At 64.6% G+C, this 18,984-nt stretch carries 18 protein-coding genes; 7 read left to right on the top strand and 11 right to left on the bottom strand.

From position 1 onward, the window contains the following. Positions 1–1,121, bottom strand: a 1,121-nt coding sequence (locus J4E58_RS02395) for a diguanylate cyclase (RefSeq protein ID WP_207255305.1), incomplete at its 3' end; no start/stop codon positions are given. Between the two features lie 264 nt (positions 1,122–1,385). Here J4E58_RS02395 and J4E58_RS02390 point away from each other — a divergent pair. The 3 genes from J4E58_RS02390 to J4E58_RS02380 all read left to right on the top strand — a co-directional run bounded on the left by J4E58_RS02390 (position 1,386) and on the right by J4E58_RS02380 (position 3,602). Beyond that, positions 1,386–2,780 (top strand): VOC family protein, encoded by a 1,395-nt coding sequence (locus J4E58_RS02390; RefSeq protein ID WP_087088373.1) that lies wholly within the window; start codon positions 1,386–1,388, stop codon positions 2,778–2,780. A gap of 236 nt (positions 2,781–3,016) precedes the next feature. Next, on the top strand, positions 3,017–3,310 hold the full coding sequence (locus J4E58_RS02385) for a type II toxin-antitoxin system RelE/ParE family toxin (RefSeq protein ID WP_087088376.1): 294 nt from the start codon (positions 3,017–3,019) through the stop codon (positions 3,308–3,310). 1 nt (position 3,311) lies between these two features. Further along, positions 3,312–3,602 carry an addiction module antidote protein gene (locus J4E58_RS02380; protein ID WP_087088378.1) on the top strand — a complete coding sequence of 97 codons (291 nt, stop codon included), beginning with the start codon at positions 3,312–3,314 and terminating at the stop codon, positions 3,600–3,602. A gap of 396 nt (positions 3,603–3,998) precedes the next feature. Here the strand turns inward: J4E58_RS02380 and J4E58_RS02375 are convergent, their stop codons facing one another. From J4E58_RS02375 to J4E58_RS02330, 10 genes are all read right to left on the bottom strand, one after another. Further along, complete coding sequence (locus J4E58_RS02375; RefSeq protein WP_007923530.1) at positions 3,999–4,586, bottom strand: hypothetical protein; 588 nt, start codon at positions 4,584–4,586, stop codon at positions 3,999–4,001. Between the two features lie 118 nt (positions 4,587–4,704). Beyond that, complete coding sequence (locus tag J4E58_RS02370) at positions 4,705–6,087, bottom strand: efflux transporter outer membrane subunit (protein WP_087088380.1); 1,383 nt, start codon at positions 6,085–6,087, stop codon at positions 4,705–4,707. After that, complete coding sequence (locus tag J4E58_RS02365; RefSeq protein ID WP_087088382.1) at positions 6,080–9,262, bottom strand: efflux RND transporter permease subunit; 3,183 nt, start codon at positions 9,260–9,262, stop codon at positions 6,080–6,082. The genes J4E58_RS02370 and J4E58_RS02365 overlap by 8 nt, the downstream gene beginning before the upstream one ends. Further along, complete coding sequence (locus J4E58_RS02360; protein ID WP_087088384.1) at positions 9,259–10,449, bottom strand: efflux RND transporter periplasmic adaptor subunit; 1,191 nt, start codon at positions 10,447–10,449, stop codon at positions 9,259–9,261. Before J4E58_RS02360 ends, J4E58_RS02365 begins: the two co-directional genes overlap by 4 nt. Positions 10,450–10,550: 101 nt before the next feature. After that, entirely contained in the window at positions 10,551–10,688 is a 138-nt protein-coding gene (locus J4E58_RS02355; protein ID WP_164485835.1) for a hypothetical protein, read from the bottom strand. Between the two features lie 203 nt (positions 10,689–10,891). Beyond that, positions 10,892–11,968: a lipocalin-like domain-containing protein gene (locus J4E58_RS02350; protein ID WP_087088386.1), complete on the bottom strand. Its 1,077-nt coding sequence runs from the start codon at positions 11,966–11,968 to the stop codon at positions 10,892–10,894. Further along, the gene (locus J4E58_RS02345; protein WP_219735334.1) at positions 11,958–14,474 is read right to left on the bottom strand and encodes an FtsX-like permease family protein; all 2,517 of its coding nucleotides are present in this window, start codon (positions 14,472–14,474) and stop codon (positions 11,958–11,960) included. The genes J4E58_RS02350 and J4E58_RS02345 overlap by 11 nt, the downstream gene beginning before the upstream one ends. Next, positions 14,440–15,108: an ABC transporter ATP-binding protein gene (locus tag J4E58_RS02340; RefSeq protein ID WP_087088388.1), complete on the bottom strand. Its 669-nt coding sequence runs from the start codon at positions 15,106–15,108 to the stop codon at positions 14,440–14,442. Before J4E58_RS02340 ends, J4E58_RS02345 begins: the two co-directional genes overlap by 35 nt. A gap of 269 nt (positions 15,109–15,377) precedes the next feature. Next, on the bottom strand, positions 15,378–16,031 hold the full coding sequence (locus J4E58_RS02335) for a peroxiredoxin (RefSeq protein ID WP_007923518.1): 654 nt from the start codon (positions 16,029–16,031) through the stop codon (positions 15,378–15,380). Positions 16,032–16,215: 184 nt separating this feature from the next. Further along, complete coding sequence (locus J4E58_RS02330) at positions 16,216–16,365, bottom strand: hypothetical protein (RefSeq protein WP_307669563.1); 150 nt, start codon at positions 16,363–16,365, stop codon at positions 16,216–16,218. Between the two features lie 147 nt (positions 16,366–16,512). Here J4E58_RS02330 and J4E58_RS02325 point away from each other — a divergent pair, with 147 nt between their 5' ends. From J4E58_RS02325 to J4E58_RS02310, 4 genes are all read left to right on the top strand, one after another. Next, on the top strand, positions 16,513–17,061 hold the full coding sequence (locus J4E58_RS02325; protein WP_087088390.1) for a YniB family protein: 549 nt from the start codon (positions 16,513–16,515) through the stop codon (positions 17,059–17,061). Positions 17,062–17,216: 155 nt separating this feature from the next. Then, the gene (locus tag J4E58_RS02320; RefSeq protein ID WP_087088392.1) at positions 17,217–17,573 is read left to right on the top strand and encodes a hypothetical protein; all 357 of its coding nucleotides are present in this window, start codon (positions 17,217–17,219) and stop codon (positions 17,571–17,573) included. Between the two features lie 394 nt (positions 17,574–17,967). Then, positions 17,968–18,249, top strand: a complete 282-nt coding sequence (locus tag J4E58_RS02315) for a hypothetical protein (protein ID WP_087088394.1) — start codon at positions 17,968–17,970, stop codon at positions 18,247–18,249. Between the two features lie 234 nt (positions 18,250–18,483). Then, positions 18,484–18,885, top strand: coding sequence for a type II toxin-antitoxin system HicB family antitoxin (locus J4E58_RS02310; RefSeq protein WP_087088396.1), 402 nt, complete (start codon positions 18,484–18,486; stop codon positions 18,883–18,885). Positions 18,886–18,984 lie beyond the last annotated feature (99 nt).

Here is an 18,984-nt window from a genome sequence, read left to right as displayed (position 1 = left end):
AAGGAGTTCAGCAGGACCTTCGACGAGCAGCCGCCGCGGCGGCAGCTGACCTTGTTGCGGCCGGTGGTCTTGGCCTCGTACAAGGCCTGGTCGGCATCGTTCAACCAGTCCAGGGCATCGCTATGGTCCGGGGAATAGGCGGCCAGGCCGATGCTCAGGCTGACCTCCAGGGCCGGGCTCTGCTCATAGCCCAATCCGCCGAAACGGCAACGCAAGGCCTCCATCAGTTCGGCGGCATGCTCCAGCGGCACGTCCGGCAGGATCACGCAAAACTCGTCGCCGCCATAACGCCCGGCCAGGTCGCTGATCCGCAGGTTCTGCTTGAGCAGCTTGCTCAGCTGGCGCAACACGATGTCGCCGGCGACATGGCCGTAGGTGTCGTTGATGGCCTTGAAATGGTCGATGTCGATCAGCGCGATGGCGCCGCCCTGGTTCGGGTTCGTCCCCTGGCGCCGGCAGCGCTGGAACTCGATTTCCAGCTGGTCCTTCCAGGCCCCGTGGTTGAGCAGGCCCGACAGGCTGTCGGTGCGGCTCAGGGCCAGCAATTCGCGCTTGTGCCGAGACAGGACATTGGCCTGCTGGTAGCAGATAAACCCCAGGGCCAGCGGATACAGGGTCAGCATCGGCAAGCAGGCATAGAGCTGCAGCGCACTGGTCTGGGCCTCGAACCCGATGCCGAACAGCAGCAGCCCGAGCGCGACTCCCAGCATCTGCGCCAGACAACCGGCCAGGAAAAAGGGCACGCCACCCAGGGCGATATTGTTCATCGCCATCAACGACAGGGTGGTGGTGGTCGGCAGCGGATTGAAATGCATGGCCGCCACCCAGAACCCGCCGAGGAAGGCATCCACCAGCAGGTTGCGATGCTCGCCACGAAACGGCACTGGCGAGCAGCGCGCCCACTGGTACGCCAGGTGCGGCCAGATGAACGCGTTGAACGACATGAACGCCCAGACCCAGGGCGATGGATGCAGCGGGTATATGCCCGCGGCCACGCAGAAGAACCCCAGGGCCAGCCCTAGAATTCGCGTTTTGTACAGCCTCCTGGCCAGTGAAAGTCCCTTTCCTCCATTGTGCGGCGTCAAGGCCAAGTCGCCTCCGTTGAACGGTACGCAAGCCATGGGATGCGGTGGTGTTCAGAAGTCTATCAGCGCAACGGCAAATCGCCATCACCGCTCGGCCGCCGAAAAGCGCTGCGGGTTGCCTGAGTGAAACCAGCGGATGCCATCGGTCCAGCTGCACGTAGCCACCCTGCCCGCCTGCATTCATTTGCAGAATGAAGTCCGGAAGAAACTTCGTTTGTCAGCACACCCCCGCGCCAACCAGAATCAGGCCCAGCCAACACCGCTACCCTCTTTGTCTCACTACGCCGGGAATCCTTGTTTATGAGCCTGCAGAGCTTCGTCAGCCCAGACCTGATCCGCCAACGTTTTTCACGGGCGATGTCGGACATGTACCGCGAGGAAGTGCCGCTGTACGGTGCCCTGATGGAGCTGGTGGCCCAGGTCAACGCCGGGGTCCTGGACAGCGACGAGAGGATCGCCCGGCAGCTGCGCAGCACCGGCGAAATCCAGCGCCTGGACCTGGAGCGCCACGGCGCCATTCGCGTCGGCACCGCCACCGAACTGGCGACCCTGGGCCGCCTGTTCGCGGTAATGGGCATGCAGCCGGTGGGTTACTACGACCTCACCCCGGCCGGGGTGCCGGTGCATTCCACGGCCTTTCGCGCGGTGCACGAAAGCGCCCTGCAGGTCAGCCCGTTCCGGGTCTTCACCTCGCTGTTGCGCCTGGAGCTGATCGACAACCCGCAATTGCGTAGCTTCGCCGAATCGGTGCTGGCGCGCCGGAGCATTTTCACCCCGCGCGCCCTGGCCCTGATCGAACAGGCCGAAACCCAGGGCGGCCTCGACGACAACGCCGCCGGGGAATTCGTCGAGCAGGCCCTGGAAACCTTCCGCTGGCACCACAGCGCCACGGTCACGGCCGGGCAGTACCAGCAACTGAGCGCCCAGCACCGGCTGATCGCCGACGTGGTGGCGTTCAAGGGGCCGCACATCAACCACCTGACGCCGCGCACCCTGGACATCGACCAAGTGCAAGCGCTAATGCCGGCCCACGGCATCACGCCCAAGGCGGTGATCGAAGGCCCGCCGCGCCGGGAATGCCCGATCCTCTTGCGCCAGACCAGCTTCAAGGCGCTGGAGGAAGCCGTGGCCTTCACCGACCAGCCCGACAGCCGCGGCAGCCACAGCGCGCGCTTCGGCGAGATCGAACAGCGCGGCGCCGCCCTCACCCCCAAGGGCCGGGCGCTGTACGACCAGCTGTTGAACGCCGCCCGCGACGCCCTGGGGGACTTTCCCAACGAAGCCAATGCCCAGCGCTACAACACCCTGATGGCCGAACACTTCCGCGCCTTTCCCGATGACCACGAGGCCATGCGCGAACAGGGCCTGGCGTACTTCCGCTACTTCGCCAGCGAACAAGGCCTGGCCGCGCGCCAACAGGCGGATCGACCGATGGACCTGGAGGCGCTGATCCATGCCGGGCATGTGCGGGCCGAGCCGCTGGTGTACGAGGACTTCCTGCCGGTCAGCGCCGCCGGGATCTTCCAGTCCAACCTGGGCGACGATGCGCAAAGCCATTACGCCGGCCACTCCAACCGGCAGGCTTTCGAGCGGGCCCTGGGGCGCCCGACCATCGATGAACTGCAGCTGTACGCCGACACCCAACAGCGCTCGCTCCAGGCATGCGCCACGGCGCTGGGCCTGCCCACTCTCTGATTTTGCGTCCCACAGCATCAGCCAGAACGGCTGATGCTGGCCCTTTCCCTCCCCCCGCCGCAGGGCAATGGCTACAGGGTGTTTCGGCAGCCCTGATCGACAACATGCCGATACGAAACAGCCCGCCTCGCCCACTCCCCTCCTGCTTACCTTTTCATGACCCCTTCAAGCGCACCGTCAGTCGCCTGAGGGTCATCACTCCTTTCAATCTTGTCTCCACATGGATACAGTCACTCATGGATTACGAGATCCTGCAGACGACCGCCTTTGCCCAATGGCACACCACGCTACGGGACCTGCGCGCCAGGATAGCCATCGCTCGGCGTATCGAGCGAGCTTCGGCGGGCAACCTTGGGGATGTGAAAAACCTTGGCGGCGGCCTCTCGGAAATACGCGTGAATATGGGCGCCGGCTACCGCCTCTATTTCACGCTTCGCGGCAATACGCTGATCGTCCTGCTGCTGGGCGGCGACAAGTCCACCCAGCCTGCCGATATCTGCCAGGCCCGTTCCCTGGCCAAGGAGTTCTGATATGTCCGACACACTGCTTACCTTCGACATCGCCACCCTGCTCGACAGCGACCAGGCGATCAGCGAATACCTGTCCCAGGTCCTGGCCGATGGCGATACCGATGAACTGATCCGCGCCCTGGGCCATGTCGCCAGGGCGCGGGGCATGACGCAGATTGCCAAGGCCACCGGCCAGGGCCGGGCCAGCCTCTACAAGGCTTTTGCCCCGGGCGCCAAGCCGCGCTTCGATACCGTAGTCAAGGTCATGCGCGCGCTGGGCCTGCAGCTGTGCACCACCGTGCCCCGAGGCTGAAGCCGACCCAGGCGGCAGGCAATGAAACAACAGGCTGTGTCGGTAAAGAGTCTTGCTGGAGAGAGCCAAGAGTGCTTGGCAACCGCTGGCAACAGGCGTCGAACCTGCGCGGGTCGCATGAACGCAATGGCGGAAATGGTGGGGCGGAAACCCCGAAGAGGGTGTTCGCCCAGTGCTCTGGCCTGGCAATCCATGCACCGGTAAAGAGCCCTTGCACCGGGCGAACGAGAACTATTTTAATCGAACGACAAAAGAAAGTCCGTGCACATATTCTGAAGAATTCTGAACACAAAGCTGGCGGAATTTTTTTTATTTCGCTCACCTTCGTTCAACTCCCCGCACGGACCTCCCGAGATCCGCGCGCCGGCCGCCACAACGACCAGCGCCCGGTCTCAATCAACCTTCGTGCTGGGTCGTAACTTGCAACACGTCGGTATAGGTCACCACCACGCTCTGGCCGACCTTGAGGTCTTTCAGCCGGGCCTGGACTTCCGGTTTTTCCACGGCCAGGACCTTCTTGTTACCCGCCGGCCCCTGGAAGGTCAGCTGGTTATTCTTCAGGTCGATGTCGGTGATCTTCAGTTGCACCTGCACCTGGCGATAGGCTTCGCCGCCCGGGTTGGGGTTGTCCTTGGTGGCGCGAATCACCCCGGTGCGCTCGGCGGAATCCGGCAGGCCTTTTTCCACATTGGTGTCCAGCACCGCCACCACCGCGTGAGTGACCCGCACATTGACCTGGTCGCCCACCTTCAAATGCCCCAGGTCCTTGGCCTGATCGCTGAGTTGCACATGCACCGGTTGGCCCTGCGCGCCTTCCAGCACCACGCGATGCTTGGCGGCATCCACGGAGAGCACCTTGGTCACCAGTTCATCGGCCTCCACGGTACCGGCCAACGGAATGTCGGCGGCGTAGGCATGCAGGCTGGCAGCAGACAACAGAGTGGCCAAGGCAACGGCTTTGGCCAGAGAGTGAAGCGGCTTCATAGACATTCATCCCTGTAATTGAAAACAAGACCCGCGCCGTTCTGGTGCGCGGTGCCGCTTGAGCATAGACGCTGTAAATGCCCACGCCGCCGCGAACCACAGATTCGTTGCTCCCCGTTCAACCACCGAGCGCCCGCACCAGCACAGCCTGGTTCTGCAATTGCGCGGTCTTGATCCGCGACAGCGCGTTCTGTGCCGTGAGTTCGACGCGCTGGGCCTGCAGCACATCGAGAAACGGCGCCTCACCGGCGGCCCAGGAACGCTGGATCTGCTGCGCCGCCGAACTGGCCTGCGCCGCGGCACTGGCCAGATGCTGCTGGCTCTCGGCATTGCGCCGGGCTGCGGCGAGGGCCGACTCGACTTCCGCCACCGCGCCGAGCACGGTACGGCGATAGCCGAGCAAGGCCTGGCGCCCCTCGGCATCGCGCAGCTCCACCACCGCGCGCCGGCGTCCGCCGTCCAGCAGCGGCATGCTGGCATTGATACCGGCCAGCCAGAAAGTCGAGCTGGCCAGGTTCGCGGCGCTGACACCGTCGACCAGCGAGCCCAGGGCCGCCGACAGGCTCAGGTGCGGCAGCAGGTCGGCCTTGGCCACCCCGACCCGCGCGTAGGCAGCGATCAGCCGGGCCTCGGCGGCGCGGATGTCGGGGCGCCGACGCAGCAAGTCGGCCGGGGTGCCGGCATCCACCAGATCCACTTCGCTCAGTTGCGCTGGGCTGGCGGCGAACTGTTGGTACAGCGCCTCGCTCGGCTGCGCCAGCAGCACTGCCAGGCGGTGCAACGAGCGCTGCCACTCCAGTTGCAGGGCCGGCACCTGGGCCGCGGTGGATTCCGACTGGGAACGCGCCCGCAGCAGATCGGCCTGCGGGCTGCTGCCTGCCGCATACAGCTGCTCGGTCAGTTGCAGGGTGCGGCTCTGGCTCTCGGCGTTCTGCCGCACGATGCCCAGGCGCTCTTCCAGCCCCCGCGCCTGGGCATAGGCCTGCACCACCTCGGTGACCAGCGCCACCTTGACCCCGCGCGCCTCTTCCGCGCTGGCCTGCAGGTCGGCATCGGCGGCCCGCACACCTTCGCGAATCCGCCCGAACAGGTCGATCTCCCAGGAGGCGTCGAGCCCCAGGCTCAGCGGCTCGGTAATCAAGGGTTCGCTGAACCCGGCCTGGTCCGCCGAGATCCGTTGCCGGGCGGCGCTGGCCCCCAGGTTCAGCTCGGGGCTCGCGCCGGCGGCCGCGACGCCGCGCAAGGCACGACTGGCATCGATCCGCGCCAAGGCAATCTGCAGGTCGAGGTTTTCCTCCAGCGCCCGCGCCACCAGGCGGTCGAGCAAGGGGTCGCGGTACAGCGTCCACCATTGCTCGGCAATGCCCGCCGCCGGTACTTGCGGCGCATTGACGAAACGCCCGGCGGGCGCCTCGACAGCCGGTGGCAAGGTCGGCGCGGCGCAGGCCGCAAGCAGCGCCGCGGTAAAGGCCAGGGCGGGAAAACGCAGCAGGTTATTCATGGACCACTCCCGAAGCAGAGACGCTGGATGAGGCCTGCAACCGCCGCTCGCCCCCGGCGAGACGGCGGATCAGGACATAGAAGATCGGGGTGAACAGCAGGCCGAACAGGGTCACGCCGAGCATGCCGAAGAACACCGCCGAACCGACCGCCTGGCGCATTTCCGAACCGGCGCCCTCGGACAACACCAGCGGCAGCACACCGAGGATGAAGGCCAGGGAGGTCATCAGGATCGGTCGCAGGCGCAGGCGACAAGCCTGCACCACAGCATCGACGATGCCCTGCCCGTCCTGTTCCTGCTGCCGCGCCACCTCGACGATCAGGATGGCGTTTTTCGCCGCCAGCCCCACCAGCACGATGAAACCGATCTGGGTCAGGATGTTGATGTCCAGGCCCATCAGGCGCACGCCACCGGCGGCGGCCAGCAGACACATGGGCACGATCAGCAGGATCGCCAGCGGCAGGCTCCAACTGCCGTACTGCGCCGCCAGCACCAGGTAGACGAAGATCACACAGAGCGGGAATACCAGCAGGCCCATGTTGCCAGCGGTGGTCTGCTGGTAGCTCAGGTCGGTCCACTGGTAGGTGATGCCCGCTGGCAGGGTCTGCTCGGCCAGGCGCTCCATGGTTTGCAGGGCGAAGTCGGAGCCCAGTCCGGGCAAGGTGTCGCCGTTGATTTCCGCGGTCGGGAACAGGTTGTAGCGTGGGAAACGCTCGACCCCCAGCGACTCGTGCAACCGCGTGACGCTGGCGATCGGCACCATGTCGCCGGCCTCGTTGCGCACCTTGACCCGCGCCAGGTCCTCTGGCGTGACCCGATACGGCAAGTCCGCCTGGGCCGTCACCCGATAGGTGCGCCCCACCAGGTTGAAGTCGTTGATGTAGGTCGAGCCGAAATAGGTCTCGATGGCCTGGTTGATCTGGCTGCTGGGCACCCCGAGCATCTCGGCGCGCTCACGGTCCAGCTCGACGAACACCTGCGGCGTACGGGCCGAGAACGGCGAGTAGACACCGGTCATGCCCTGGGTCGCATTGGCCGCGGCGATCAGTTGCTCGGTGGCCTTGGCCAGGGCCTGGCTGCCCAGGCCGGCACGGTCCTGCAGGCGCATGGAGAAGCCGCCGGTGCTGCCCAGGCCCTGGACCGGAGGCGGCGTGGCGACAATCACCGACGCGCCGCTGACCACTTTCAGGCGCTCACGCAGGTCGGCGGCGATCTTGTCCGAGGTCAGGCCGCGCAGCTTTCTCTTGGACCAGGGCTCAAACACCGGCGCCAGGCCGGACGAGTTGGAAGAACTGGTGCCGGTGACCATGGAGAACCCGGAGAACGTCGGCACCCGGTCGACACCCGGCACTTGCAGGGCGATGGCTTCGATCTGCCGGGAAATCTCATTGGTGCGCTCCAGCGCAGCGCCTTCCGGCAGTTGCACGATCACCACCAGATAACCGCGGTCCTGGGCCGGAATGAAGCCCTTGGGCGTGGACACCAGCAGATATGCCGTGGCCGCGATCAATACCGCGTAGATCGCCAGCATCAATGGAGTCCGCGCCACCAGGCCACGCACGCTGCCGGCATAGCCCACCGAAAGCTTGAGGAAACCGCGGTTGAAGCCCTCCGCCGCGCGCTTGAGCAAGCCAGACACGCCACGCCGTGGCGCCTGATGCGCCTTGAGGTCGTGGCGTCGCAGAATCATTGCCGCCAGCGCTGGCGACAGGGTCACCGAGTTGAACAGCGAGATCGCCGTGGCCACCGCGATGGTGATGCCGAACTGGCGGAAGAACTCACCGGAGATCCCCGGAATGAACGCCGTGGGAATGAACACCGCACAGAGCACCAGGGTGATCGCCACCAGCGCGCCGCCAATTTCCTGCATGGTGATCAGCGTGGCCTGCAACGGGCTCTTGCCTTCGGCCAGATGGCGCTCGACGTTTTCCACCACGACGATGGCGTTGTCGACCACGATGCCCACCGCCAGCACCAGGCCGAACAGGGTCAGGTTGTTGATCGAGTAACCGAGCATGGCCATGACCGCGAAGGTGCCCACCAGCGACACCGGAATCGCCAGAATCGGGATGATCGATGGACGCCAGCCTTGCAGGAATACCAGGATCACCAGCACCACCAGGATCACCGCCTCGTAGATGGTCTTGCCCAGCTCGCCGATGCTGTCGGCGATGAACGCGGTGGGGTTGTAGCCAATGCTGTACTCGATGCCTTCGGGGAATTCCTTGCTCAGGTCCTGCATGGTCTGCTCGACCACCTTCATGGTGGCCAGGGCATTGGCGCCGGGACGTTGCAACACCTGCAAGCCGATGGCCGGGTGGCGCAGGTAATAGGTGTTGTTGACGTAGGCCAGGCCGGCGATTTCGGTGCGCGCCACATCCTTCAGGCGCACCAGGCGCCCGGCGCTGCCGGACTTGATGACGATGTTGTCGAAATCCGCCGGCTCTTTCAGGCGGCCTTCGAAAATCAGGTTCGGCTGGAAGGCCTGGGACGCCACCGGCGGTTGCGCGATCACCCCGCCCGCCACCTGGGTGTTCTGCGCACGCACCGCGGCGATGATGTCCGCCGGTGTGAGGTTGAAGGACGCCACGCGCTCCGGGTCGAGCCAGATGCGCATGGAGTATTCACGGGCGCCCAGCGGATTGATGTCGCCCACACCGTCGATGCGCTTGAGGGTATCGGCGACGGTCCGGATGGCGAAGTTGGAAACGTAGAGCTGGTCGTAGGTGCCCTTGGGCGAGGAAATGAAGATGGTCGACAGCTGGGTCGGCGACGATTTGCGCACCGACACGCCGCTGCGCTGTACCGGCTCCGGCAGGCGTGGCGTGGCCAGGGCCACGCGGTTCTGCACCAGCACCTGGGCCTTGTCGACATCGGTGCCGCTCTTGAACGTCACGGTCAGGTTGAGGCTGCCATCGGAGGTCGCCTGGCTGTACATGTAGAGCATGTCCTCGACGCCGTTGACCTCCTGTTCAAGGGGGATCGCCAGGGTCTCGGCCACGGTCTGCGCCGACGCGCCCGGGTAGGTTGCCTGCACCACCACGGTGGGCGGCGCGATGTCCGGGTACTCGGATGTCGGCAGGATCAGGTAGGCCAGGCCGCCGACGATCATCAGCACGATGGACAGCACGATCGCCAGCACCGGCTGTTCGACGGAGATTTTCCCCAGGTTCATAGCGGCGCTCCTTCGCTGGCCGAGGCCTTAGGCGCCAGCGCCAGGGCCTGCTCGCTGGCGGTCGCGGTCTCGCCGACGCGCACCCGCTGGATGCCGTCGACTATTACCCGGTCCTCGGGCAGCAGGCCGCTGGCGACTTCGCGCAGGCCGTCATGCAGCTTGCCCAGTTGCACCGGACGCAGTTCCACCTGGTTCTGCGCATTGAGCACATAGACCACCTTGCGCGTGGCATCGACGCTGATCGCCGTGTCCGGCAGCAACAGCGCCTGATAGCTCGGGCGCCCGGAAAACTGCACACGCCCGAACTGCCCCGGGCTCAGGCGCAGGTCAGGGTTGGCCACCCGGGCGCGCTGGCGCAGGGTACCGGTGGACGGGTCGAGGCGGTTGTCGATGAAGTCCATGCGCCCGCTCAGGGTCGGCTCGCTCTGCCCCGGCAAGGCAATGCGCACCAGGTTCTGGCCCGCGGTGCCCTGCTCCTGGCGGCGGTACTTGAGGTAGCTCTGCTCATCGATATCGAAGTAGATGTCGATAGGGTCCAGGGACACGATGGTGGTCAGCAGGGTCGCATTATTGTTGCCGCCGTTGACCAGGTTGCCTTCGCTGATCAGCTTGCGGCTGATCCGACCGCTCATGGGCGCGGTGATGCGCGTGAACTCCAGGTCGAGCCGGGCATTGCTCAAGGCGCCTTCGGCGCTCAGGACTTCGGCCTGGGCCGCCTGCTGCGCCTGCAAACGCTGGTCATACAGGCTGCGGGCAATGGTCTTCGATTCGATCAGCACCTTGGCCCGGGCATACTCCTGCTCGGCCAGGGCCAGCTGCGAACGTACCTGGGCCAGCTTGCCCTGGGCCTGGACCACCGCGGCCTGGAAGGAGCGCGAATCGATGACGAACAGCAGGTCGCCCTTCTTGACGATGGCGCCGTCGGTGAAGGCGACCTTTTCCAGGTAGCCGCTGACCCGCGAACGCACTTCCACCGAATCGGTAGCCTCGAAACGTCCGGTGAAACTGTCCCAATCGATGATCTGCCGGTTCACCGGCTGGCTCACCGAAACCGTCGGCGGCACGGGCGGGGCCAGTACCTGATCCGGACCGCAGCCGGACAACACCGACAGCAGCGCCAGGCCGATGGCCGACAACGCGGCAAACTTCAAGGGTCTGGACTTTATCGCGGATAATCCTGGTTTCATAACTTTCTCCGGGGTTGGCGAACAACTTTGCAACCCAGTTTTCAGCCACACAAAAGAGTCGGCCGCCTACTTTCCAGCAGCGGCCACTTGAACTTTAAACTTCAGTTTTGTGCCGAGCCCGCGCTCAGTGCGCGGTTTCTTTCGACAAAGGCACCGGACTCCTCGGCCTGCACGCTGACCACGGAAGACAAGGCCAGCAAGGCAAGGAACAGGGCTGCTGATTTTTTCAGGCTGAACATGACGGAGAACCTCAGTGATATTTAAGTTGAGCGAATTCTCCGTCTTTGCGAAAAAAGATAAATGCTGTGCTGGGGAAAAGAATATTGAGTCGAAATCATGAATCGACACTTTATTAGTTCAACAGAAAACCACTCACAGTTTGACGCGACAGATAAATGAATATTGAGCAAATAACTAATGACCGGCACTCACGAATACCTCGTTAATAACCGGTCATCTCCAGATAACCGCTGCCCGCATGGCTACCGCTCAATTGCACCGGCCCTTCCCAATAAGGAATGCGCAGGTTCATCCAGGCCTTGGGGTTAAGCGCCTCGGCATTGATATCCAGGCCGCGGCCGAGAATGCGCAGACGCCAGCGGGTGGGCAGTGTGCGCCCCGCCACCTTGGAGTCCTCCAGCGGGGTGAGCTGGATATCGTCCTTGTGCAGGGTCTGGATGCGGCCGTCGGGCTCGATCCAGGTGCCAGTGATGTAGGGCGGTTTGTGGTTTTCCCGCACGCGGAACAGCATCAGCCGTTCGCCGCTGTCCAGGTGCAGGGAGAACCAGTCCCACCCGCTCTGCCCGGCCGCCAGGGGCTGGCTGCTCCATTCGCGGTCGAGCCAGGCCGGACCGCTGACCTGATAGGTCTGGCCGTCGATCTGCAGGCTGCCCTCGGCCTGGAAAAACGGCTGGCTGTAGTAATAGGACGCCTGGCCCTGCTCGGACTTGCGGCTGTAGCCCGCCTCGCCCTGGAGTACCAGGGGCCGGTCGCTGCGCAGCTGTAAGCGGTAGGCGAAACCCGCGCCGCTGGCTTGCAGTTGCATGTGCGCCAGCGGGTCGGCGTCGGCGGACTGGCTGCTGAAACTCCAGTCGTCGATCCAGGCCTTGAACGGCTGCGCGGTCACCCCGGCCTGCCCCACCCCGCCGCGGGCATAACGTTCGGCGGCGTGATGGGTGTTGGCCGAGGTCGCCGCGGCGTGGCCCAGCCAGACGTTGGGCGCCTGCCAGCCGGGCTGGTCGGGTTCGGCGCGCAAGGCGCTGCGAAACAGCGTCCACTGCACGCCGAAGCGCTGGCCGTCGCTGGCCCTGAGGTCGGCGGTGAGGTACCACCACTCGATGCGAAAACCGTCATGCACGCCATGGTCGGCAGGGAAACTGAACACCCGCCCCGGCACCACCTGGGTGAACGCCGCGGCGTCCTCGCCCAGGCCGGCGAAACCTTGCGCCGGCTCGTCGCCTTTATCGCAACCGCACAGGGCCAGCACCAGCAACAGGCCAGGCAGCTGTTCAATCTTCATGGGCAAAGGTCCTGAGCAGATCCGCCGGCTGGCTGCGATACAAGCGCAGCAACGGCCAGGCCGAGGCAAGCAAGGTGGCCAATACCGCCAGGGCCAGCAACTGCACCAGTTGCAACGGAAACACCCGCAACGGCAGGCGCCAGCCGAAGGCCTGGACATTGATCACCGTGTCCAGGCACCAGGCCAGGGCGATGCCCAGGGGCAGCGCCAGGAGCAAGGTCAGCAGCGCCAGCAACCAGGTCTGCCCGAGGTTGAGCAGCATCAGCTGGCGCCGGCTCACCCCCAGCGCCCACAGCGGCGCGAGCTGGCCCAGGCGGCTCTGGCTCTGGGTCAGCAGGCTGATAAACAGCGCCACGCCGGCCACCCCCAGGGTCAGGCTGTTGAGCGCGGCGGTGGCGGTGAAGGTGCGTTCGAATACCTGGCTTGACCAGCCCTTGAGCTGCGCCTGCTCGACCATGCGGCTGTCGTCGAGACCGAAGCGCTGCCGCAAGGCACTGACCAGCGGCGCTACGGCGGCTGGCTCGATGCGCAGATTAAAGCGGTTGGGCGTCAGCTGCGGCCAGTGCGCCAGCAGGTGCTCGGCATTCACCAGCAGATGGCCCCTGGGGTTGCCGTAGTCGGCATAGATCGCCACCACTTGCGGCGCCCACTGCCCCGCGGGCACAGGGATATCCAGCCGATCGCCCAGCCGCACCTTGAGCCGGCGCGCCGTCTGCTCGCTGAGCATCAAGGTGTCGGCGCTGGCCAGCTGGGTCCAGGGCTGCTCGCCCAGGGCTTCGAGCAAGGGCCAGTGCTGGCGGTAGCTGGCATGCTCGATCACCCCGTACAAGTCCGCCGGCCAGCCTTGCAGTTGCAGCGGCACCTGCCAGACCGGCAGCACCGCGGCAACGGCAGGTTGCTCGGGCAGCCAGCGTTGCAGCTCCCGCGCCTGCGCCGGGGTCTGCGGGTTGATGTACAGCTCGGCGCTCAGGCGTTGCTCGAGCCAGTCGGCGAAGGTCTGGCGAAAACCAGCGGTCATGCTGCCGGCGCCGATATTGGCGGCCAGGGCCAGCAGCAGCGCCATCAACGCCAGGCTCAGGGCCGGCAACTGCTGCCGGCAATCGGCGAGGAACCACTGCCCGAGCACCGAACGGCTGCGCCCGAGCAGCGCGCTGAGCAACCCATTGAGCAACACCGGCAGGCCCAGGGCCGCGCCCATCAGCAAGCCGGCCATCAGCACGAAACCGCTGCCCAGGCTGTCGCCCCAGGTCCAGGCCGCGCCCGCCAGTACGATCAGGGCCGTGGCGACCCAGGCCTGACGCCGCAGCCAGCGGGCGTGCGCCTGGTGCCAGGCCTGGGGATCGGCCAGCGCCAGCAGCGGCAGGCGCGCCGCCCGCAGCAAACTGCTGGCCCCCGCCAGCAAGGCGCCGAGCAGGCTCAGGCCTATCCCGCCCAACCACCACCCGGGGCTCAGGCTCAACTGCCCTGCCACCTCGGCGCCATACAGGCCGCGCAGGCTGGCGGCGACATCCGGCAGCAGCACGCTGGCCAGCAGGTACCCGCTAAGCACCCCGGCCAGCCCACCGAGCAAGGCCAGGCCTCCGAGTTCGACACACAGGCAGGCGATCAGCATCCGCGCGCTGACCCCGCAGGCGCGCAGGGTGCGCAGCAGGCCGCGCCGCTGCTCCAGGGCCAGGCCAATGGCCGCGTGGACGATAAACAGGCCCACCAGGAACGACAGGAAACCCAGGGCATCCAGGTTCAGGTGAAAGCTTTCGGTCAGGCGCGCCAGATCGTTTTCCTCACTGCCGCGCTTGAGCACCAGCAGGCCCTTGAACGCATCGGGCAAGGCCGGCGCGCTGGCGGCGAAATCCGCCGGCAACAGCAGGCGCGAGATCTGCTGCGGCAAGCCCAGCAGCGGCTGGGCAAAACCGATATCCACCAGCAGCAACCCCGGCGCCATGTCCGCCTGGCTGTGCAGCGGCGGCAGTGGCTGGCCGCTCGCGGTCACCGGCCGATCGCCTTCGCGATAGCCGAGGGCTTGCAGGGTTTGCGGGGCGATCCAGGTGCTGCCCGGTGGGCTGACGAATTCGACCATGCGCGCGGAGTCCAGCACCTGGCCGGCGACCGCCGCACCGGCCGGCAACGACAGCGGCTCGATCCCGAGCAATTGCAGGCGCTGCTGTGCATGGCCCTTGAGCGTCAGCCGGCCTTGCACCACCGGCGACACCGGCCAGCCGGCCCGGCGCAGACCGACGAACAGGTCCTGGGAAAACGGCGCACCATTGGCCGTGGCCAGGCTGGCCTGGGGCGCGCCGCCGATCAACTGGCTGGCCTTGGCGTAACTGTCCCGCGCCTGGCTGTTGAGCGCCTGCACCCCGGTCAACAGGCTAGTGGCCAGCCACAGCCCGGTCAGCACACTGAAGAACTGCACCGGGTGCCGCCGCCAATGGCTGAGCAGCGCCCGCAGGCTGTGCCAGAACACCCGCACCTCAGCACTCGCCCGCGCCGGCCAGACGCCCGCCATGCAGCAGCGCGATCCGCCCCAGGCGACTGGCGACGCGCTGGCTGTGGGTGACCATCAACAGGCTGGTGGGGGTCTCGGCCAATAGCTCCAGCAACAGCTGCAGCACGTCGTCGCTGGTGGCTTCGTCGAGGCTGCCGGTGGGTTCGTCGGCCAGCAACAGCCGCGGTTTGCCGGCCAGGGCCCGGCCCAGGGCCACCCGCTGTTGCTGGCCGCCGGACAGTTGTTCCGGGTAACGCCGCAGCAGATCGCCCAGGCCCAGGCGCTCCACCAACTGCGCCTGCCAACGCCCATCGAAACGCCCGGCCAGCCGCGCCTGGAACCCCAGGTTGTCCTCCACCCGCAGGCTGCCGATCAGGTTGAACTGCTGGAACACCAGCCCGACTTCGGTGCGCCGCCAGTTGGCCAACTGGTGTTCGTTCATCCGCTCCAACTGCTGCCCGCCGATGCGGATGCTGCCGCCATCGACCTTGTCCAGGCCGGCGATCAGATGCAGCAAGGTGCTCTTGCCACTGCCCGACTCGCCCATCAGCGCCAGGCTGCCGCCCTGCTCCAGATGCAGGTCGACCCCCTGCAACACCGGCAACGGGCCCTGGGGCGTGGCGTAGCTTTTGCGGACGGCGTGTACATCGAGCATGGGTGGGCTCTGGCAACGGAAGGAAGGCTCAAGGATAGCGCTTGTCAGAGCACGAGGGTTTGCGCGCGCAACTCCGCCCAGGGGTCGACCTGCGCTCAGCGGTATTAAAACGGACCGTTCGAACCGCGGATGGGCAGTGGCTGCCCATCCTGGCTAAAAGCGCCCCATGGAAGTGACTGCGACGCCGCGGCGGCCTGCTGGGTGAACCCTGTCCGGCGCAGCGTCGTTCCCGCAGGCCTGCTCCGCGAGCAAGCCTTAGTCGGTGGTCGTTACTTGGGTTGCTCCACGGTGCGCAGATAGGGCTTCAACGTCTTGAAGCCTTGCGGGTATTTCTTCCGGGCGTCCTCGTCGGATACCGAGGTAGGAATGATCACATCCTCGCCCGGGCGCCAGTTCACCGGGGTGGCGACGGTGTGCTTGGCATTCAGTTGCAGGGCATCGAGCAGGCGCAGCACTTCATCGAAATTGCGCCCGGCGCTCATCGGGTACACCAGCATGGCCTTGACCTTCTTGTCCGGGCCGATGATGAACACCGAACGCACGGTGGCGTTGTCCACGGCGGTGCGCGCGCCGCCACTGGCATTGGGGTGGATCATGTCGTAGAGCTTGGCCACCACCAGGTTTTCGTCACCGATCATCGGGTAGTTGACCGCATGCCCCTGGGTCTCCTGGATGTCGCCGACCCAGGCTTTATGGTCGCTGACCGGGTCGATGCTGAGCCCGACAATCCTAGTGTTGCGTTTGTCGAACTCCGGCTTGAGCCTGGCCATATAACCGAGCTCGGTGGTGCACACCGGGGTGAAGTCCTTGGGGTGGGAGAACAGGATCGCCCACTTATCGCCGATCCACTCGTGGAAATGCAGCGGACCTTCGGTCGTGTCGGCAGTGAAATCGGGTGCTTCGTCGCCAATGCGGATTGCCATGTTTGGTCTCCTTGCAGTGACTGGGAGGGGTAGTTGTCAGGGAACTGACGGCTGTTGCGGCGGCGTTCGGGTACGGCTGAACCTGTCGGCGCGAATGAGTATAGGAGACCCATCAGGCAAGGCGAGCGCAGACAAAAAAGCCCGGCAGTGTCGCACTGCCGGGCTTTGGTCTCAGGGTAGGCCTTCAAAACCGGTAGTTGGCGCTCAGTTCCAGGGTGCGTGGCGCGCCCGGCGTGATCAGGTCCACCGAGCCATGCGCCGAGGCGTAATAGTCCTTGTCGAAGACGTTACGCAGGCGCAGGGCCATGTCCCATTTCGGCAGGTTGTACAGCAAGGCCGAGCCGCCGATAGCGTTCGTCGCAGCCCTGCCGGCTGAAACCCTCGAGGCCCAAAGGCAACCCATAAGCCAGCGCCGCCCCTATCGGCCAGGGGCGACGAACTATTAGTATTGCGGCCCTTTTCTTCATCGCAGGACGCACAGATGAATTACACCCAGGCCCAACTGAAATACCGGCTGGCCATCGCCGCAGGCGCATTGCTGTTTACCGGCGCCTTGATCTCCACCGTGTTTTCCACCCTGAAAATGCTCCACTGGCGCCTGGACAGCTACACCACCGCCGCGGCGACCATCAACCGCCCGATCAAGAACTTCATGTTCACCGTCTACGAAAACACCCGCCCCCTGGACTGGTTCTGGGACAACAGCCCAACCCCCGACTTCATCCGCCTGAGCAACCCGCCCCACTGGAAATTCCTGGTGATCTACCTGCTGATCTTCATCAGCGCAGCCCTGTTCACCTGGGGCCGAACCCTGATGCGCAAAGTCGAGGAAGTCGAACCGCTGATCCAGGCCCGGCTCAATGCCCCATCGGAGGAAGGTGTCGCGGTCATGACGTTGCAGCAACTGGAAGACTCGACTCCGGTGGAAGCTGTGCCTTCGTTTTTTTCGCAGGTTCGACTGCTTTGTGTGCTGCCGGTGGGGATAGGGGTGGTTTATTTGGGAGTGTTGTGGATGTTGGGCATTCTGTGATGCCCGATGGTGGGGGGTTGAGTTCTCTGGGCTCGGTGATAGATGTCCGTGGGTTTCGCCAAATCACGGAAATCTTTCAGAGCACTTCTAATGTATGAAGTCGCAGGCGGCGTGGTCGAGGACTCGCTTGATGAGGAACTGGAGGAGTTTTTGCATTGGGACATTTTCTGACCGAGCCACAACTGACAGAAGTCAGAACTGCACTGTCTGAGCCATTCAACTATTTTCCGACCGATTACGACTACATCGCGCGACAGGTCAAAGGTGTCGATCCTGACGTACTCTACGAAATCTTTTATTCAGAAGTGGCGCCCGTGTGCTTCTCCAACCTTGCAGCAGTCTTGCCCTCTGTCTGGACAGGCTTTGACCCCGACTGGCTCAGAGCCAAGATCGAGGAAAGGCTGGCGGCGCGGAAGCGTAATTGGTTACGCAGGCAGTTTGATAAGGTGCTGGCTCTATGGCTGAAGTACAACTACGACTACATGTGGAAGGAAATTGCTTGCAGGCTTTGAGGTCGGTAATGAACTGACATGCATGATCGACAACAGAAATAAAAAAAGTCGACACCAACAGGGGGGCGTCAAGTCCATATAATTACGCCCGCCACCGTCGCCACCAACACCCCCGACACACCCCCTCAAACATCCCCTCCAATACGCGGTTGCGCCGCTCAAGCGCGGTCCCTATAGTTCGCGCTCGCGGCAAAATCCGCGAACGACCTTGGCCGGTCGAGCATAGGAATGCTTCAGCGTCCACAACACTTTTGCAGTCGCCTATCTGGTGCCTGCGACAGGATGGTATGACGACTATGTGCGGTGGATCTCCGGTCGTCACGTACGCGTACAACAGTCATTCTCCTCGTCGTCGGCAACACAGGTGATTGCTCCCTGCACAGGAGCTGCCCCTATGATTGACCAGCCACTCTCGCGCTTCACCGCCGTCGATACCCATGACACCGACTCTGCCGTGTTCTACCTCGATACCCAGGCCTCCTTGAGCGATCTGGCCAGCAGCGCAGCCCATCGTTTCACCGTGGTGCGCGATCTGATGGACACGCTGTCCACGCTTAACCTGAAAGGTATTTCCGACTGCGACTTGGCGCGGGTGACCCGAGGGGTGCATTTGCTGACCCGGGAAGGGTGTGCGGTGTTGGAGGTGATTCAGTGGCGCACGGCGCAGGAGCCCTGAGCGCTATTGAGCCAGGGAGGCTGTTTGTAGCCGCTGCCGAAGGCTGCGATCGGTTGCGTAGCAGACGCACATTCTGCCTCCCGGATTTATCTGTTGCACCGCGTCGCCCGGTTTGGCGGGCGCTTCGTCGGAATGCCGCCCAACCCGATCGCAGCCTCATTCTTCGGCAGCGGCTACAGGGAGCGTCAACCCCAAGCCGCCGACTCTGCCTTCGCACCTTATGAGGAGATCCCCGTGCACTATCCCATCTGCATCGAGTGGGGTGACGAGCACACGGCTACCGGCATCCAGATTCCCGACATTCCTGGCGCGGTCACCGCCGGCGACACCTTCGAGGCCGCGTACAGCGCCGCCATCGAAATCGCCCACGTCATGCTCGAAGAACTGGCCCGTGAGGGGCAAGCCATTCCCCTGCCCTCGCCCACCGGCACACACCGCGCCAACCCCGACTTCGAAGGGATGGGCTGGGGCATGCTGGATATCGATATCACGCCTTACCTGGGCAAAACCGAAAAGGTCAATGTGACCCTGCCGGGTTACGTGATTCAACGCATCGACCGCTTTGTGCGGGAGCACAACATCAAGAGCCGGTCGTCTTTCCTGGCGGATGCTGCGATGGAGAAACTGGGGTGGTAAAGACCTCCGAGCTCCCTGCGCACAGCCCCAGAGTCCAGACCGGCCGCCTCGCTTCGGTTCTTGATCTCCTGGCCCTATTAGCCACGATGGCCAAATACA

The organism is Pseudomonas sp. FW305-25 (assembly GCF_017351415.1).
Lineage (GTDB): Bacteria > Pseudomonadota > Gammaproteobacteria > Pseudomonadales > Pseudomonadaceae > Aquipseudomonas > Aquipseudomonas chlororaphis.
The sequence above is the reverse complement of the archived record's forward strand: the minus strand, read 5'-3'. Positions and strand labels throughout refer to the sequence as shown.

Excerpts from the sequence above, each read along its gene's own strand:
- J4E58_RS02390 (WP_087088373.1), top strand. The coding sequence starts at position 1,386 with ATGAGCCTGCAGAGCTTCGTCAGCCCAGACCTGATCCGCCAACGTTTT.
- J4E58_RS02315 (WP_087088394.1), top strand. The coding sequence starts at position 17,968 with ATGATTGACCAGCCACTCTCGCGCTTCACCGCCGTCGATACCCATGAC.
- J4E58_RS02365 (WP_087088382.1), bottom strand. The coding sequence starts at position 9,262 with ATGAACCTGGGGAAAATCTCCGTCGAACAGCCGGTGCTGGCGATCGTG.
- J4E58_RS02385 (WP_087088376.1), top strand. The coding sequence starts at position 3,017 with ATGGATTACGAGATCCTGCAGACGACCGCCTTTGCCCAATGGCACACC.
- J4E58_RS02380 (WP_087088378.1), top strand. The coding sequence starts at position 3,312 with ATGTCCGACACACTGCTTACCTTCGACATCGCCACCCTGCTCGACAGC.
- J4E58_RS02335 (WP_007923518.1), bottom strand. The coding sequence starts at position 16,031 with ATGGCAATCCGCATTGGCGACGAAGCACCCGATTTCACTGCCGACACG.
- J4E58_RS02370 (WP_087088380.1), bottom strand. The coding sequence starts at position 6,087 with ATGAATAACCTGCTGCGTTTTCCCGCCCTGGCCTTTACCGCGGCGCTG.
- J4E58_RS02360 (WP_087088384.1), bottom strand. The coding sequence starts at position 10,449 with ATGAAACCAGGATTATCCGCGATAAAGTCCAGACCCTTGAAGTTTGCC.
- J4E58_RS02345 (WP_219735334.1), bottom strand. The coding sequence starts at position 14,474 with ATGGCGGGCGTCTGGCCGGCGCGGGCGAGTGCTGAGGTGCGGGTGTTC.
- J4E58_RS02355 (WP_164485835.1), bottom strand. The coding sequence starts at position 10,688 with ATGTTCAGCCTGAAAAAATCAGCAGCCCTGTTCCTTGCCTTGCTGGCC.
- J4E58_RS02325 (WP_087088390.1), top strand. The coding sequence starts at position 16,513 with ATGAATTACACCCAGGCCCAACTGAAATACCGGCTGGCCATCGCCGCA.
- J4E58_RS02350 (WP_087088386.1), bottom strand. The coding sequence starts at position 11,968 with ATGAAGATTGAACAGCTGCCTGGCCTGTTGCTGGTGCTGGCCCTGTGC.
- J4E58_RS02375 (WP_007923530.1), bottom strand. The coding sequence starts at position 4,586 with ATGAAGCCGCTTCACTCTCTGGCCAAAGCCGTTGCCTTGGCCACTCTG.
- J4E58_RS02340 (WP_087088388.1), bottom strand. The coding sequence starts at position 15,108 with ATGCTCGATGTACACGCCGTCCGCAAAAGCTACGCCACGCCCCAGGGC.